The sequence below is a fragment of the Immundisolibacter sp. genome, from assembly GCF_041625615.1.
Taxonomy (GTDB): Bacteria; Pseudomonadota; Gammaproteobacteria; order Immundisolibacterales; family Immundisolibacteraceae; genus Immundisolibacter.
In genome coordinates, this window is the sequence record NZ_JBFJTF010000055.1 from 1 (window position 1) to 14,039 (window position 14,039).

General features: G+C 69.2%; 13 protein-coding genes. 4 read left to right on the forward strand and 9 right to left on the reverse strand.

Annotated features, from left to right (window positions below; translation table 11 throughout):
• Positions 1-170 precede the first annotated feature (170 nt).
• The 6 genes from ABYX71_RS06060 to ABYX71_RS06085 all read right to left on the reverse strand — a co-directional run bounded on the left by ABYX71_RS06060 (position 171) and on the right by ABYX71_RS06085 (position 6,845).
• Positions 171-1,457, reverse strand: a complete 1,287-nt coding sequence (locus ABYX71_RS06060; RefSeq protein WP_372695609.1) for an ABC transporter substrate-binding protein — start codon at positions 1,455-1,457, stop codon at positions 171-173.
• Positions 1,444-2,970, reverse strand: coding sequence for a glucosylglycerol-phosphate synthase (gene ggpS, locus ABYX71_RS06065; protein ID WP_372695610.1), 1,527 nt, complete (start codon positions 2,968-2,970; stop codon positions 1,444-1,446). Before ggpS ends, ABYX71_RS06060 begins: the two co-directional genes overlap by 14 nt.
• Positions 2,967-3,725: an HAD-IIB family hydrolase gene (locus ABYX71_RS06070; RefSeq protein ID WP_372695611.1), complete on the reverse strand. Its 759-nt coding sequence runs from the start codon at positions 3,723-3,725 to the stop codon at positions 2,967-2,969. Before ABYX71_RS06070 ends, ggpS begins: the two co-directional genes overlap by 4 nt.
• Positions 3,722-4,840 (reverse strand): NAD(P)H-dependent glycerol-3-phosphate dehydrogenase, encoded by a 1,119-nt coding sequence (locus ABYX71_RS06075; RefSeq protein ID WP_372695612.1) that lies wholly within the window; start codon positions 4,838-4,840, stop codon positions 3,722-3,724. Before ABYX71_RS06075 ends, ABYX71_RS06070 begins: the two co-directional genes overlap by 4 nt.
• Before the next feature lie 291 nt (positions 4,841-5,131).
• Entirely contained in the window at positions 5,132-6,097 is a 966-nt protein-coding gene (locus tag ABYX71_RS06080) for a YbgA family protein (protein ID WP_372695613.1), read from the reverse strand.
• Positions 6,090-6,845, reverse strand: a complete 756-nt coding sequence (locus tag ABYX71_RS06085) for an NAD-dependent deacetylase (protein ID WP_372695614.1) — start codon at positions 6,843-6,845, stop codon at positions 6,090-6,092. Before ABYX71_RS06085 ends, ABYX71_RS06080 begins: the two co-directional genes overlap by 8 nt.
• Before the next feature lie 29 nt (positions 6,846-6,874).
• Between ABYX71_RS06085 and ABYX71_RS06090 the strand changes: the two genes are divergently transcribed.
• Both ABYX71_RS06090 and ABYX71_RS06095 read left to right on the forward strand, forming a co-directional pair.
• On the forward strand, positions 6,875-8,389 hold the full coding sequence (locus tag ABYX71_RS06090) for an FMN-binding glutamate synthase family protein (protein ID WP_372695615.1): 1,515 nt from the start codon (positions 6,875-6,877) through the stop codon (positions 8,387-8,389).
• A gap of 68 nt (positions 8,390-8,457) precedes the next feature.
• Positions 8,458-8,877 carry a DUF4124 domain-containing protein gene (locus ABYX71_RS06095; RefSeq protein WP_372695616.1) on the forward strand — a complete coding sequence of 140 codons (420 nt, stop codon included), beginning with the start codon at positions 8,458-8,460 and terminating at the stop codon, positions 8,875-8,877.
• Positions 8,878-8,898: 21 nt separating this feature from the next.
• Here ABYX71_RS06095 and ABYX71_RS06100 read toward each other — a convergent pair whose 3' ends face one another.
• From ABYX71_RS06100 to ABYX71_RS06110, 3 genes are all read right to left on the reverse strand, one after another.
• Positions 8,899-9,324, reverse strand: a complete 426-nt coding sequence (locus tag ABYX71_RS06100; RefSeq protein WP_372695617.1) for a group III truncated hemoglobin — start codon at positions 9,322-9,324, stop codon at positions 8,899-8,901.
• An 11-nt stretch (positions 9,325-9,335) separates the two neighbouring features.
• Entirely contained in the window at positions 9,336-9,893 is a 558-nt protein-coding gene (locus tag ABYX71_RS06105) for an antibiotic biosynthesis monooxygenase (protein ID WP_372695618.1), read from the reverse strand.
• 115 nt (positions 9,894-10,008) lie between these two features.
• Positions 10,009-10,986, reverse strand: coding sequence for a zinc transporter ZntB (locus ABYX71_RS06110; RefSeq protein ID WP_372695619.1), 978 nt, complete (start codon positions 10,984-10,986; stop codon positions 10,009-10,011).
• Positions 10,987-11,095: 109 nt separating this feature from the next.
• Between ABYX71_RS06110 and ABYX71_RS06115 the strand changes: the two genes are divergently transcribed.
• Both ABYX71_RS06115 and ABYX71_RS06120 read left to right on the forward strand, forming a co-directional pair.
• The gene (locus tag ABYX71_RS06115; RefSeq protein ID WP_372695620.1) at positions 11,096-12,769 is read left to right on the forward strand and encodes a glutamine--tRNA ligase/YqeY domain fusion protein; all 1,674 of its coding nucleotides are present in this window, start codon (positions 11,096-11,098) and stop codon (positions 12,767-12,769) included.
• 85 nt (positions 12,770-12,854) lie between these two features.
• Positions 12,855-14,039: aldehyde dehydrogenase family protein (locus ABYX71_RS06120; protein ID WP_372695621.1), on the forward strand; the 1,185-nt coding region annotated here is incomplete at its 3' end.

Here is a 14,039-nt window from a genome sequence, read left to right on the forward strand (position 1 = left end):
GCGTCGGTGAAGCTGAACAGTATCGTGCGCAGCAGCGGCCACAGCGCGACCAGCGCCAGCGCCGCCAGCATGGGCGTGACGAACAGCCAGGCGGTGCGCCGGCGTGTGTGCATCCAGCCGCGGCGGGCAGGACGCGTGGGCAGTGGGGAGATGCCGTCGGCCATCGGCGGTCACCAGCGACCGCGCCTGCCGATGCGGTTCAGGCGACCCTCGAGCCGGGCCAGGCGGTCGGCCGCCTCGGCCTCGCCGCTGAGCACGTCGTGTGTCGCCTGCCAGAAGGCACTCGACACGCGGTTGTAGCGGCTGCCGGTGACGCGCGACGGGCGCACCACGGCGTGCTCGAACGTTCGCCGCAGCTGACCGAAGAACGGGTTGGCCGCCAGCACTTCGCTGTCGTCATACAGCGCCGACAGGGTCGGGTTGTAGGCGGCGCGGATGGCGCGCTGCTTCTGCTGCGCGGCGCTGGTGAGAAAGCGCACCAGGTCCGCCGCCTCGGCCGGGTGGCGGGAATGCCGCGACACCGCCAGCTGCCAGCCGCCCAGCGTGCCGCTGGTCTTGCCCGCGGCGCCGCCACGCGGCAGGGCGCTGACGCCCACCTTGCCGCGCACCGGGCTGTCGGCACCCTGGGCCAGTGCCCAGGCATAGGGCCAGTTGCGCATGAAGATGGCCTTGCCGCTCTGGAACACGCCGCGGGCGGCTTCCTCGTCGTAATTGAGCACGCCCTGTGGCGAGATGCCGCCGACCCACGAGGCCGCCGTTTGCAGCGCCTCGATGGCCTGCGGGTTGTTGACGGTGACCCGGCCGTCGGCGGCCACCAGCGTGCCGCCGCCGAAGGAATCGATCCATTCCAGCGCGTTGCAGGTGAGGCCCTCGTAGGCGCGGCCCTGCCAGACGAAGCCCTGCAGGTCGGTGTTGCCGGCCGCCCGCTCGGCGTCGAGGATGGTTTCGGCGCTGCGCGCGAGCTCGTCCCAGGTGGTCGGTGGCGTCAGGCCGTGACGTTCGAGCAGGTCCCGGCGGTAGTACAGCACGCCGGCATCGGTCCACCACGGCATGGCCACCAGCCGGCCGTCGATGGTGCTGTTGGCGATCAGTGCCGGGAAATGCGCCGCCGGCGCGTCGCCGAGGTAGGGCTTCAGGTCGATCAGGTGGCGGTGCAGGATGCCCGGCCACACCACGTCCACCTGCAGCACGTCGATGTCGTCGGCGCCGGCCGCCAGCACCTGCTGATACAGCGCCAGGCGCTCGGTGGACGAGTTCGGCGTCGACACCAGCGTCACCCGGTGGCCGGTACGTTCGGCCCATGCCTCGACCGCCGCCGCGCACAGGTCGCGCTCCAGTCCCAGCGCGCCGCAGGCGATGGCCAGTTCCACCGCGCGTGCCGGCAGCGCGCCGCCCAGCAGCAGGGCGGCACACAGCAGGCCGGCGGCGCGCCGGCGCAGCCGGTCAGGCCGCCGCATGCGCAGCGAAATGGTCCGTGAAGTCGCCGGGCATGATGTCGTTGAAGCGCTCGAAGGTGTGCTGCACCCAGTGGTTGACGTCGTATTGGCTGATGTTGGCCAGCATGGTGGTCATGCGCGAGCGCGCCTCGTCCGGATCCATGTCCAGTGCCTGGTCGAGGGCGGCATCCATGGCGCGCTGCGAGTAGGGGTTGGTCAGGACGGCCTGCGGCAGCTCGACGGCACAGCCGGCGAACTCCGACAGCACCAGCACGCCCGGCTGGCCACGCTTGGCGGCGACGAATTCCTTGGCCACCAGGTTCAGGCCGTCGCGCAGGGGCGTGGTCATGCAGATGTCGGCCATGTGGTAGTAGGCGATCACCCGGTCGAACGGGATGGCGTTGCTGAACAGCAGCACCGGTGCCCAGCTGAGCTTCGAGAAGCGGCCGTTGATGCGCCCGACCAGGGCTTCGATGTCGCGCTGCGTGTCGCGGTAGATGCGCATGCCGGACGCCGCCCGCACCGAGGTGACGATGAGCTTCACCTTGCCGTGCAGGTCGGCGCGGCGTTCGAGCAGCCGCTCGAAGGTGGTCAGCGCCTCGCGCATGCCCTTGGTGTAGTCGGTGCGACCGACGGCGATGATCAGGCGCTGCTCGCCCAGTTCCTCGCGGATGCTGCGCTGCAGGGCCTGATTCGGTTCGCTGTCCAGCAGCTGGCCGATCAGGCGCGGGTCGGTGCCGACCGGGAAGGCATCGATGGCGGTGCGCCGCTCGCCGTGACGCAGCACGGTCGGCGTGCGCGGCTCGGACAGCGCCAGGCCGCAGGGTGACATGCCGGCCTCGACGTCCGTTTCCTGTTCCAGCGTCACATTGCGCAGGCCGCGCGCGACGTCGGCGAAGTTGCGGGCGTAGCGTGGAATGTGGAAGCCGACCAGGTCGCAGTCGAGCAGGCTGTCGACGATCTCGTCCCGCCACGGCAACACGTTGAACACGTCCGGCGCCGGGAACGGTGTGTGGTGGAAAAAGGCGATGCGCACGTTCGGCTTGAGCTGGCGCAGGTATTTCGGCACCAGCCACAGGTTGTAGTCGTGCACCCACACCAGGCCATCGTCGTCCGCCTGTTCGGCGGCGGCCTGCGCGAACAGCGCGTTCACCTCACGGAAGGTGCTCCAGTCCACGTTCTCGTAGCGGAACAGCCACGGAAACGAGTGCAGGATGGGCCACAGCGCCTCCTTCGAGGTGACGTGGTAGAACGAGCGCACCTGCTCGGCGGTCAGCGGCAGGCGCGAGACCACGTAGTGGCCGTGGCGGTCGTCGATCTCGATGACCCGCTCGAAGCGCTCGCGCTGGCGCGGGGTCACCTGTTTCCAGGCTACCCAGGCGCCACGGCCATCCACGATGCGGCCGAAAAAGCTCTTCAGCGTCGGCACGATGCCGTTCGGGCTCTCGTGCTCGCGGTAGACGGTGCGGCCGTTCTCGACCACTTCCTGATAGGGCTGGCGGTGATAGACGATCACCAGCGACGATTTCTTCATGCCGTGCGTTCCTCGTCGTGCAGTCCGAAGTGATGGATTGCCTCGGCAATGCCGGCGGCGCCCTCGCCGCGTGCGCGGTGAACCCAGTCGAAGCCGTCGATGGCCTCCAGCAGTTTCGGTTCCGAGTTGCCGACCGCGACACCCTTCAGGCCCGTCTTGAACAGTGACAGGTCGTTGAGCGTGTCGCCGGCCACCAGCACCCGTTCGGCCGCCAGTTCCAGGCGCTCGATCAGGCGCAGCAGCGTCGGCCCCTTCTGCACCCCGCGCGGCAGGACGTCGAAGAAGGTGTCGGCGGACAGCAGCCAGTCGAAGCCGGCGTCCTCCACCTTGCGCAGGGTTTCCTGGCGCAGCTGCTGCGGGTCGTAGTAGTAGCTGACGCGGTGACGGAACGGGGTCGGTTGCAGCGTCAGGCCCGGCTCGTCGGCCAGCAGCTCGAGCACGCGGGCGTTGGCTTCGTTCCACAGTGCGCGGATGTCCTGTTCCAGGGCCTCGATCGGCTCCCAGGTGGCGGTGTCCCAGACGCTGGTGCCGACATCGCCGATGATCAGGTCCGGCCTGGGCATGCCCGGCTGTTCGACCAGCTCGCGCAGGAAGTCGATGTCGCGGCCGGTGACGAAGATCAGCAGCACGTCGTCACGCTGCTGCAGGGCCTGGTAAAGCGCCCGGCGCTGCGCCTCGCTGCCGCCCAGGAAGGTGCCGTCGAGGTCGGTGGCCAGGATCAGTCCCGGCGTGCTGTGTTTGGCAGGTGTGTTCATGCGGAAGGGTGGGGCAACTTGATGAGTTTCTCGAGTGCCGCCGATTCGGCGCGCAGCGGGCGGACCATCAGCAGCTCGATGGCGTCGTCGATGGGCAGGCCGCCGTGCAGCACCCGGTCGATGGCCTGGCAGATGGGCATGTCCACGCCCAGGCGGGTCGCCAGCGCGGCCACCGAGCGGGCGTTGACCACGCCTTCGACCACACTGGTACGGTTGCTCAGCAGTTCCTCGGCCGTGCGGCCCTCGCCAAGCGCCTTGCCGAAGGAAAAATTGCGCGACTGCTCGCTGGAGCAGGTCAGCGTCAGGTCGCCGATCCCGGCCAGGCCGGTGACGGTTTCCCGCTGGCCGCCGAGCGCCGTGGCCAGGCGCTTGATCTCGGCCAGGCCGCGAGCGATCAGTGCCGCGCGTGGATTCGACCCCATGCCGCGGCCCTGGGCGATGCCGCAGGCGATGGCCAGCACGTTCTTGACTGCGCCGCCGACCTCGACGCCGACCAGGTCTTCCGACAGGTACGGCCGAAAGCTCGGCGTGGCCAGGGTGATCGCCACCCGGGCGGCCAGGGTCTGCGGCGCGCTGTCGGCGGTGGCGCCGGCCAGATCGGCCGAGGCGATGGTCACCGCCGTCGGCTGTCCGGCGGCCACTTCATCGGCGAAGCTCGGGCCGGACAAGGCGGCCAGTGGCCGGCCGGGCAATTCCTGCTCGATCACTTGCGTCATCAGGGCGCCGGTGTCGTTCTCGATGCCCTTGCTGCACACCACGATCGGTACCCCGGGTGGCAGGTGTGCGCCGATCTGTCGGCACATGGGGCGCAGGAACTGCGAGGGCACCACCACGATCACCAGCTGCGTGCCGCTCAGCGCCTCGGCGAGGTCGTCGGTGGCCTTGATGGCGTCGGGCAGCGGGTGCTGAGGCAGGAAGGGATTGCGCCGATCGCGGTGGATGGCGGCGACCGCGTCGGTCTCGCGTACCCACAGCGTGGTGTCGCGGCCGGCGGCATGGGCGGTCATGGCCAGGGCAGAGCCCCAGGCACCGCCTCCGACGACGGTGACGGCTTGAAAGATGGTCGACGGTCGGTCGGAATTCAGAGGATTCGGTTCGCTGGATTCGATAGGCAAAACATATGACCGGGTGGCTGAAATCGTGGCAGGCGCTAGAGCGCATATTCATAAATATAGGCGCCAACTCAGTATTTCAAGTTTAACCACCCGGGGATTTAATGCCAGCCGGCGGGGCGCGAGGGGCACGCGCCTGGGGCGCCGCCAGCGGCGAAACCGCGCGCATGGCGGGCCACGGGCGCAGGTCCTCGGCGCCTGCGTCAACGATGCGGTGATGGCCCTGCGGACGGGCCGCCTGCGGTCCTGGCCGGCGTCCGGGTCCCGGTTTCGCGCGGCCGGTGCGCCGGTGGTTCAGGCGTGATTGCGCAGCAACTGCTCGCCCGGGTCGGGGGCCAGGTAGGTTTGGCGTACCGCCCACGGGCTCGGATGGCGGCGCAGGTGGTGTCGCAGCAGGGTCACCGGCACCAGCAGCGGCGTGCGGTGCAGCCGGTAGTCCTCGATGGCCTGGTGCAGTTCGGCCCGGTCGGTGTCGTCGAGCCGGTTTTTGACGTAACCGGCCAGGTGCTGGAGCACGTTGGTGTGACTGCCGACGGAGGCGTGGCGTGCCAGAGCGGCCATGAACGCGTGTCCGTACTGGTGCAGCAAACCGGTCGAGGCCTGGCGCCCGACGTCGGCCACCAGTCGGCCCAGACGCCGGTAGGCGGCCTGGTTGTGCGCCAGCAGCTGGTACTTGTGCCGCGCGTGGAAGTCGACCAGCGCGGCGCCGCTGACCGGGCCGGCGGTCAATGCCTGCCAGCGGCTGTAGGCGAACACGCGCTCGATGAAGTTCTCGCGCAGCGCCGGGTCGTTCAGACGACCTTCCTCCTCTACCGGCAGCAGCGGCACCCGCGCCATCAGGCCGGCGGCAAAGGCGCCGCTGGCACGGCCGTGTGGCATGCCGGTCTCGGTGTATGTCTTGACCCGCTCCATGCCGCAACTGGGAGAGTTCTTCTTCAGCACGAAGCCGCACAGCGCGGCGGCGTGCGTGGCCTGCTGCGCGGCCACGTCATCGAGTGCGTCGGTGACGTCCAGGTCCGGATCACGCACGCCGCGCACCCGCACGCCGCGGTCGGTGTGTACCAGCCGGATCGGCGCCCGCGGCACGCCCAGGCCGATGGCCACCTCCGGGCATACCGGCACCAGGTCGAAATGCTGCGCCAGCAGGTCGGCGACGAAGCCGTCGCGTTTGTGGCTCCCGTCGTAACGCACCGCCTCGCCGACCAGGCAGGCGCTGACGCCCAGACGCAGGCGGGCCGGCTCGGGGTGCGACTCAGCCATCGGCGACCAGCGCTGCCAGTGTGGGACCGCTTTCGGCGTGCAGCACCAGGTTGGCGATGGCGTCGAGCGGTGTCGGTTCGCGGTTGATGATCAGCAGGCGGGCGCCGTTGCGGCGCGCCAGTTCCGGCAGGCTGGCGGCCGGGTAGACCTGCAGCGACGAACCGATCACCACGAACAGGTCACAGGCCAGCGTGGCGGCTTCGGCCACGCGCATGGCGTGCAGCGGCATCGGCTGACCGAAGGACACCGTGGCCGACTTGATGTAGCCGCCGCACGCGCACACCGGCGCCGCGCCATCGGCTTCGAAGCGGACACGGATGTCGGCCAGCGCGTAGCGTTTGTGGCAGGCCAGGCAGGCGGCGTAGGTGCCGTTGCCGTGCAGCTCGACGATGCGGTCGGCCGGCACGCCGCTGGCCCGGTGCAGCCCGTCGATGTTCTGGGTGAGGACGTGGCTGACACGTCCGGCCGCCACCAGCCGTGCCACGGCACGGTGCCCGGCGTTGGGCTGCACTGCACCGATGGCGTCATCGAGTTCGAACTTGCGTCGCCACGCCTCACGCCGGGCGGCCTCCGAGGCCAGGAACTCCTGGAAGTCGATGGGCCGCAGACGGCTCCACAGTCCGCCGGGGCTGCGAAAGTCCGGGATGCCGGACTCGGTGCTGATGCCGGCGCCGCTGAACACCACCGTGCGACGACTTTCTGTCAGCAGACGGCGGGCGCGGCCGATAATGGGGTCGATGCCGGTCATCGCGTGCTGTTTTCCAGGAGGTCCAGACGATGCCGATCCTGCCTGAGAATTTTTCCCGCTGGCTAGTGGCCGTGCTGGAAATTCTGGCGGCGCTGTTCGTTTTTGCGCTCGGCGCGCTGGTGCTGACCGCGCTGGTCATGTACGTCTCCGACCGCGTGCAGACGCGACACACGGTGCGGCGCAATTTTCCGTTGATCGGTCGTTTTCGCTATGCCTTCGAGCGGTTGGGCGAGTTCTTCCGCCAGTACTTCTTCGCCATGGATCGCGAGGAGCTGCCGTTCAACCGCGCCCAGCGCAGCTGGGTGTACCGCGCGGCGAAGAACATCGACAACACCGTGGCGTTCGGGTCCACGCAGGACATCCACCGGCCGGGCGCGATCATCTTCGCCAGCAGCCTGTTCGCGCCGCTGGATCAGGAAGCCCAGCCGGCCAAGCCGGTCACGCTGGGCCCGTTCTGCCGCCAGCCGTACACCACGCGCGCCATCCTCAACGTGTCGGCCATGAGCTACGGCGCCCTGTCGCAGCCGGCGGTGCTGGCGCTGTCCATGGGCGCCGCGCGCGCCGGCTGCTGGCTGAACACCGGTGAGGGCGGGCTGGCGCCGGCGCATCTGAGCGGCGGATGCGACGTGGTGTTCCAGATCGGTACCGCCAAGTACGGCGTGCGCGAGGCCGACGGCGGCCTGTCCGAGACACGCCTGCGCGAACTGGCGGCGCTCGAGCAGGTCAAGATGTTCGAGATCAAGCTCAGTCAGGGCGCCAAGCCGGGCAAGGGCGGCATCCTGCCGGCAGCCAAGGTGACGGCCGAGATTGCCGCCATTCGCGGCATTCCCGAAGGGGAGGATTCGATTTCGCCCAACCGGCACCCGGACATCGACGACCTGGACGATCTGCTGGATCAGATCGCCCGCATCCGCGAACTGACGGGCAAGCCGGTCGGGTTCAAGACGGTGATCGGCAGCCTCGACTGGCTGGACGATCTGTGCGCCGAAGTGCGTCGGCGTGGCGTCGAGTCGGCGCCGGACTTCATCACCGTGGACAGCGCCGAGGGCGGCAGCGGCGCGGCACCCATGCCGTTGATGGATGGCGTCGGCATGCTGCTGTCCGAAAGCCTGCCCGGTGTGGTGGACCGGCTGGTGGCCTGGGATTTGCGTGACAGGATCAAGGTGGTTGCGTCGGGCAAGCTCATCAACCCCCGTGGCGTCGCCTGGGCCTTGGCGGTTGGTGCCGACTTCGTCAACTCGGCGCGGGGCTTCATGTTCGCGCTTGGCTGCATCCAGGCCATGCAATGCAACAAGAACACCTGCCCGACCGGCGTCACCACCCACGATCCGCGCCTGCAGCGTGGCCTGGTGCCGGCGGACAAGGCCCAGCGGGTGGCGCATTTCGTGACCAACATGGAAAAGGAAGTGGCCATGATCGCCCACTCGTGCGGCGTATCCGAGCCGCGTCAGCTGTCGCGCCGGCACGCCCGGATGATGGTGGGGCAGGGGCGCTCGATTGGCCTCGACGAACTCTACCCCCAGCCGCTGCCACGGCAGCTGTAGCGCCGCCGAGGGTGGGCGCCATGCCGGGTGGGCACGCGCGTCGCAGGGGGCAAATGCGGCGATGGGTAATGACCGCTCTTGCCGGAGCGGTGCTGACGGTCTGCGTGGCCAATGGCGCCCGGGCGCAGGTGTACCGCTGGCATGATGCCGACGGCAACGTGCAGTTCTCGGACCGGCCGCCGGCCGGTGTCGACGGGCGGCCGGTGCCCGTGCGTCCACCGCCCCCGGTCGGCAGCGGCAGCCCGGCGACGCCGGCACGCGTGGGCCGGGTGGTCATGTATTCCGCCAGCTGGTGCGGGGTGTGCGACCGGGCGCGGCGGTACTTCCGGGCCCACGCCATTGCGTTTGAGGAGTACGACGTCGAGACGACGGTGAAGGGTCGGCTCGACTACCGCCGCCTGGGGGCGGCGGGGGTGCCGGTGATCCTGGTCGGTGAACGGCGCCTGGACGGTTTCAGCGAGCGCGGTTTCAGACGCCTGTACGAGTGAGCGACAGGCGCGGCGGGTCGTTCAGCGGGACAGGTCGGCGGCGCGCCCGGGCCGTGGGGTCGGGTCTTGCAGTTCCGTGCGCACCCAGTCGGCCATGCGCCGCACACGGGTGAGCCAGATTTCGGCCAGGTCCGGGGGCAGGTGGTCGTGCACGGTGGCTTCGAACAGCCGCAGCCACGGGGCCACCTGTTCGGGTTGGGCGCCGACGTGTCGGTGTACGGTGTGCGGGTTGTAGACGTCGTCGCGGTAGCGCTCGCCGCCCAGGTCGAGCCACCAGAAGTGGGTGATGCGCGCCTTGACTTCCGCCCAGTCGCGCACGTGGGCAAAGGTCGGCGCCAGGTCGACGTCGTGCTGCACCCGGTCGTAGAAGTCCGACACCACGGCGGCAAGGGTGTCGCGCCCCAGGCGCGCCGCCAGCTGGCGGTGGGTCAGGGGTGTGTCGGGCATGGCGGTGCCTTCTAGGGGGTGTCGTACAGCCAGTGTTTGAACAGCGCCGTCAGGCGTGGCATGAGCAGGTAACTTAGCACCAGCACCTGCACGATCGACAGCACGGCCACGCGCGCCACCAGCGGCAGCTGCGCCAGCACGTCACCGAACAGCCCGTTCAGGGTCATGCCCAGGACGAACACCGCCAGGGTGATGACCAGCGTCATCCTGTGCCGGCGCGGCACGGCCTCGGCCGGCACCTCCGGCAGCGAAAACCAGAATTCGAGGCCGGATACCTTCTGTATGCGTTCCTCGCCTTCGGTGAGATCCGCCAGGCGTTGCAGAAAACCGGCCCGCTCGGCGGACTGCTCCCAGGCCTGCTGGTGCTGCAGGCTGTCGAAACGGTCCACCAGGACGTAGTCGGCCCGTCCGCCGGGCACGGGCCTGAGCACCGCCACGCCGAGGTGCCCCGGGTAACGGGACACCGCGGCGATGATCTGCCGGACCCAGGATTCGTACGCCTGCTCCTTGCCCGGCCGCACACGTCGGGCAATGCTGACCGTGACCGGTTCCTGACTGGTGATTGCCATGAAAAAACCGTTTTCCAACAGTTAATTAAACAACCATTTGGCGCCTCTTTAAGGTGCGTGGCCAGCTTACTTTGCAGTGCGGAAAACGGCAAGCGGGGGTCGGCTGCTCCGGGCCTCAGAACCAGCGGCGCCAGCGGAACAGAAGAATCTCGAAGGTGGTGATGGCGGCCAGGATGAGCACGACCTCCAGAAAGCCCGACGGGCTGTCGGCCAGCGGAATGCCGCCGACATTGATGCCGAGCAGGCCGGTCAGGAAACCCAGCGGCAGGAAGATGCCGGCGACGATCGACAGCACGTACATGCGTGCGTTCATCTGCTCGGACAGGCGGTTGCCGAGTTCTTCCTGGGCCACGGCGGCGCGCTCGCGGGCGGCGTCCAGATCCTCCACGTAACGGGTCACGCGGTCGGCCTGCTCGCGCAGGTGCAGCAGGTGCGCGGGCGCCAGCCACGGCAGGTTGACCTGGGCCAGGCGGGCCATGGCATCGCGCTGCGGCGCCAGGTAGCGACGCAGCGCGATGATCTCCGCCCGCAGGCGCGTCAGCTCGCCGCGCAGGCGCCGCCCCTCGGCCTCGAGCGTCTGCGACTGAATGCGGTCGACGGTGTCGTCGATGTCGCAGATCACGCCGGCCATGCGATCGGTCAGTCGCTCGGTCAGGTCGGTCACGAAGTCGGCCGCGTCGCGCGGGCCGCGGCCCTGCTGCAGGGCCGCGCACAGATCGTCCACCGACAGCAGCCGGCGCAGGCGCACGCTGACGATGCGACGTTCGTGCATGTGCAGGCGGATCGACACCATGTCTTCGGGGTCCGAGCCCGGATTCAGGTTGACGCCGCGCAGGAACAGCATCACGCCGTTGTCGACCGGCGCGCAGCGCGGACGCGTCTCCTCGGCCAGCAGTGCCTGCACCACCAGTTCGTCGAGCCCGCTGTCCTCGCGCAGCCACCGCTGGCTGGTCTCGGCGGAGCGGTCCAGATGCACCCACAGCACGCCGTCGTCCGGCCCCCAGTGGGCGATCTCGTCCCAGCCCAGGCGCTGTCCGCCGCCGTGGCCATCGAGCAGATAGGCCGCCACCAGTCCGTCGTTCCTGTCGCTCACTGCGTTCCTCCGTCGACGTGTTTGCAGGAAACGCATAGCGTAGCGGTCCGGCCGCCGGCCGGCTTCCCTACAATAGGCGCCAATCCCGTATCCGCCCTGTCGTGTCCCAATGAACGCCGCCGACCGTCCGCCGTCCAGCAACTTCATCCGCCAGATCGTCGAGCAGGACCTGGCCGCCGGCAAACACCGCGCGGTGGTGACCCGCTTTCCGCCGGAGCCGAACGGCTACCTGCACATCGGGCACGCCAAGTCGATCTGCCTGAACTTCGGCCTGGCGCGCGATTTCGGTGGTGTCTGCCACCTGCGTTTCGACGATACCAACCCGGCCAAGGAAGAGGTCGAGTTCGTGCAGGCCATCGAGCGCGACGTGCGCTGGCTGGGGTTTGACTGGGGAGACCGGCGCTTCCACGCCTCGGACTACTTCGAACAGCTGTACGACTTCGCCTGCCATCTGATCCGCACCGGCAAGGCCTACGTGTGCAGCCTGAGCGCCGAGGACACGCGCGCCTACCGCGGCACCCTGACCGAGCCGGGCCGTGACAGCCCGTACCGCACGCGCACCGCGGACGAGAACCTGGCCCTGTTCACCCGCATGCGGGCCGGCGAGTTTGCGGATGGCGCCCACGTGCTGCGCGCCAGGATCGACATGGCCTCGCCCAACCTCAACCTGCGCGACCCGGTGCTGTACCGCATCAAGCACGCACCGCATCCGATCACCGGCAACGCCTGGTGCGTCTACCCCATGTACGACTACGCGCACTGCGTGTCGGACGCGCTGGAGGGCATCACCCACTCGCTGTGCACGCTGGAGTTCGAGGACCACCGCGCCCTGTACGACTGGATCCTCGACCAGCTGCCGGTGCCCTGCCACCCGCGGCAGATCGAATTCTCGCGCCTGAACCTGTCGTACACGGTCATGAGCAAGCGCCGCCTGCACGAGCTGGTCACCGGCCGTCACGTCAACGGCTGGGACGACCCGCGCCTGCCGACGCTGTCCGGCCTGCGCCGGCGCGGCGTGCCGGCGGCGGCGATCCGCGATTTCTGCGAGCGCGTGGGCGTGACGCGCAAGGAGAACGTCATCGACCTGGTGCAGCTGGAGACCTGCACGCGTGAGGCGCTGGAGCAGTCCGCGCCGCGCGCGCTGGCGGTGCTGCGCCCGCTCAAGGTGGTGATCGAGAACTACCCGGCCGGCCAGGTGGAATGGCTGGACGCGCCCAACCACCCGCAGCGCCCGGAGCTGGGCAGCCGCCAGCTGCCGTTCGGGCGCGAGCTGTACATCGAGCGCGACGATTTCATGCTCGACCCGCCCAAGGGCTTCCACCGCCTGGCACCCGGTCGCGAAGTGCGCCTGCGCTTTGCCTACTTCATTCGCTGCGAGCAGGTGGTGACCGATCCGGTCAGCGGCGAGGTGACGCAGCTGATCTGCAGCTACGACCCGGCCACCCGTGGCGGCAATGCGCCGGACGGGCGCAAGGTCAAGGGCACGCTGCACTGGGTCGACGCCGCCCACGCCGTGACCGCCGAGGTGCGCCTGTACGACCGGCTGTTCTCGGTGCCCGACCCGGCCGGCCAGGACGACTACCTGAGCCTGCTAAACCCGCAGTCGCTGCAGGTGCTGCAGGACTGCCGCCTGGAGCCGTCGCTGGCGCAGGGCGGCGAGGCACGCCAGTTCGAGCGGCTGGGGTACTTCGCGCCGGACCCGGACAGCCGGCCCGGCGCGCCGGTATGGAACCGCACCGTGTCGCTGCGCGACACCTGGGCCAAGGTGGCGGCGCGCGGCTGACGCGCCCGAACGGCGGTATAAAGAAAAATCCACCGCCGGCGCCTTGCGGGGCCCGCAACACAACGACGAGAGGAGTGCACACCCCATGAACGACGCCAACCGCCTGGCCCTGCACAGCGTCGACGCCGCCGCCGACAACCCGTTGCTGCCGCTGCTCGAAGCGCAGCGGGCGGCGTTTCTGAAGGTTGGCCCGACCTCCTACGAACACCGCATCGCGGCGCTCAAGCGCCTGCGCCAGGCGGTGGTCGACCACCACCAGCAGATTCTGGATGCGGTGGACGCCGACTTCGGTCACCGCTCGCGGCACGAGACCTTTTTCGCCGACGTGATCGGTCTGCTGGGCGAGATCCGCCACACGCGCAAGCACCTGCGCAAATGGATGCGGCCGCGGCGTGCCGGCTGGAGCCCGCAGTTTCCGCTCGCCAAGGCGCGCATCCATTACCAGCCACGCGGGGTGATCGGCATCATCGGCCCGTGGAACGTGCCGGTGTTGCTGACCCTGTCGCCGCTGATCGGCGCCATCGCCGCCGGCAACCGGGCGCTGATCAAGACATCCGAGTTCTGCCCGCGCACGGCCGAGGTGGTGACGGCCATCGTCAGCCAGGCCTTCACGCCGGACGAGGTGGCGGTGGTCAACGGCGGTGCCGAGGTGGCGGCGCACTTCTCCGCGCTGCCGTTCGATCACCTGATCTTCACCGGTTCCACGCAGGTCGGGCGCATCGTCATGCGCGCCGCCAGCGAGCACCTGACGCCGGTGACGCTGGAGCTGGGCGGCAAGTCGCCGACCATCATCAGCGACGACTACCCGCTCGACGTGGCCGCCGGGCGCATCGCCCAGGGCAAGCTGCTCAACGGCGGCCAGGCCTGCATCGCGCCGGACTACGTGTTCGTGCCGACCGGCCGGCGCGAACAGCTGATCGAGGCGCTGCGTGCCGCGGTGTCGCGCAGCTACCCTACACTGGCCGGCAACCCCGACCTGACCTGGATCGTCAACGAGCGGCACTTTGAACGCCTGAAGGCGCACATCGCCGATGCCCGCGCCAAGGGCGCCGAGGTCATCGAGATCAACCCCGGTGGTGCGCCGCTGCCGGAGGGTGAGCGCGTGCTGCCGCTGACCGTGCTGCTGGGTGTCACCGACGACATGAGCGTGATGCAGGAAGAGATCTTCGGCCCGGTGCTGCCGGTCAAGACCTACGACGACCTGGCGCAGGTGATCGACTACGTCAACAGCCACCCGCGGCCGCTGGCGCTGTACCACTTCGACGACAAC

Coding starts and splice junctions, on each gene's coding strand:
- ABYX71_RS06060 (WP_372695609.1), bottom strand. CDS start 1,457: ATGCGGCGGCCTGACCGGCTGCGCCGGCGCGCCGCCGGCCTGCTGTGT.
- ggpS (WP_372695610.1), bottom strand. CDS start 2,970: ATGAAGAAATCGTCGCTGGTGATCGTCTATCACCGCCAGCCCTATCAG.
- ABYX71_RS06070 (WP_372695611.1), bottom strand. CDS start 3,725: ATGAACACACCTGCCAAACACAGCACGCCGGGACTGATCCTGGCCACC.
- ABYX71_RS06080 (WP_372695613.1), bottom strand. CDS start 6,097: ATGGCTGAGTCGCACCCCGAGCCGGCCCGCCTGCGTCTGGGCGTCAGC.
- ABYX71_RS06085 (WP_372695614.1), bottom strand. CDS start 6,845: ATGACCGGCATCGACCCCATTATCGGCCGCGCCCGCCGTCTGCTGACA.
- ABYX71_RS06090 (WP_372695615.1), top strand. CDS start 6,875: ATGCCGATCCTGCCTGAGAATTTTTCCCGCTGGCTAGTGGCCGTGCTG.
- ABYX71_RS06095 (WP_372695616.1), top strand. CDS start 8,458: ATGACCGCTCTTGCCGGAGCGGTGCTGACGGTCTGCGTGGCCAATGGC.
- ABYX71_RS06100 (WP_372695617.1), bottom strand. CDS start 9,324: ATGCCCGACACACCCCTGACCCACCGCCAGCTGGCGGCGCGCCTGGGG.
- ABYX71_RS06105 (WP_372695618.1), bottom strand. CDS start 9,893: ATGGCAATCACCAGTCAGGAACCGGTCACGGTCAGCATTGCCCGACGT.
- ABYX71_RS06115 (WP_372695620.1), top strand. CDS start 11,096: ATGAACGCCGCCGACCGTCCGCCGTCCAGCAACTTCATCCGCCAGATC.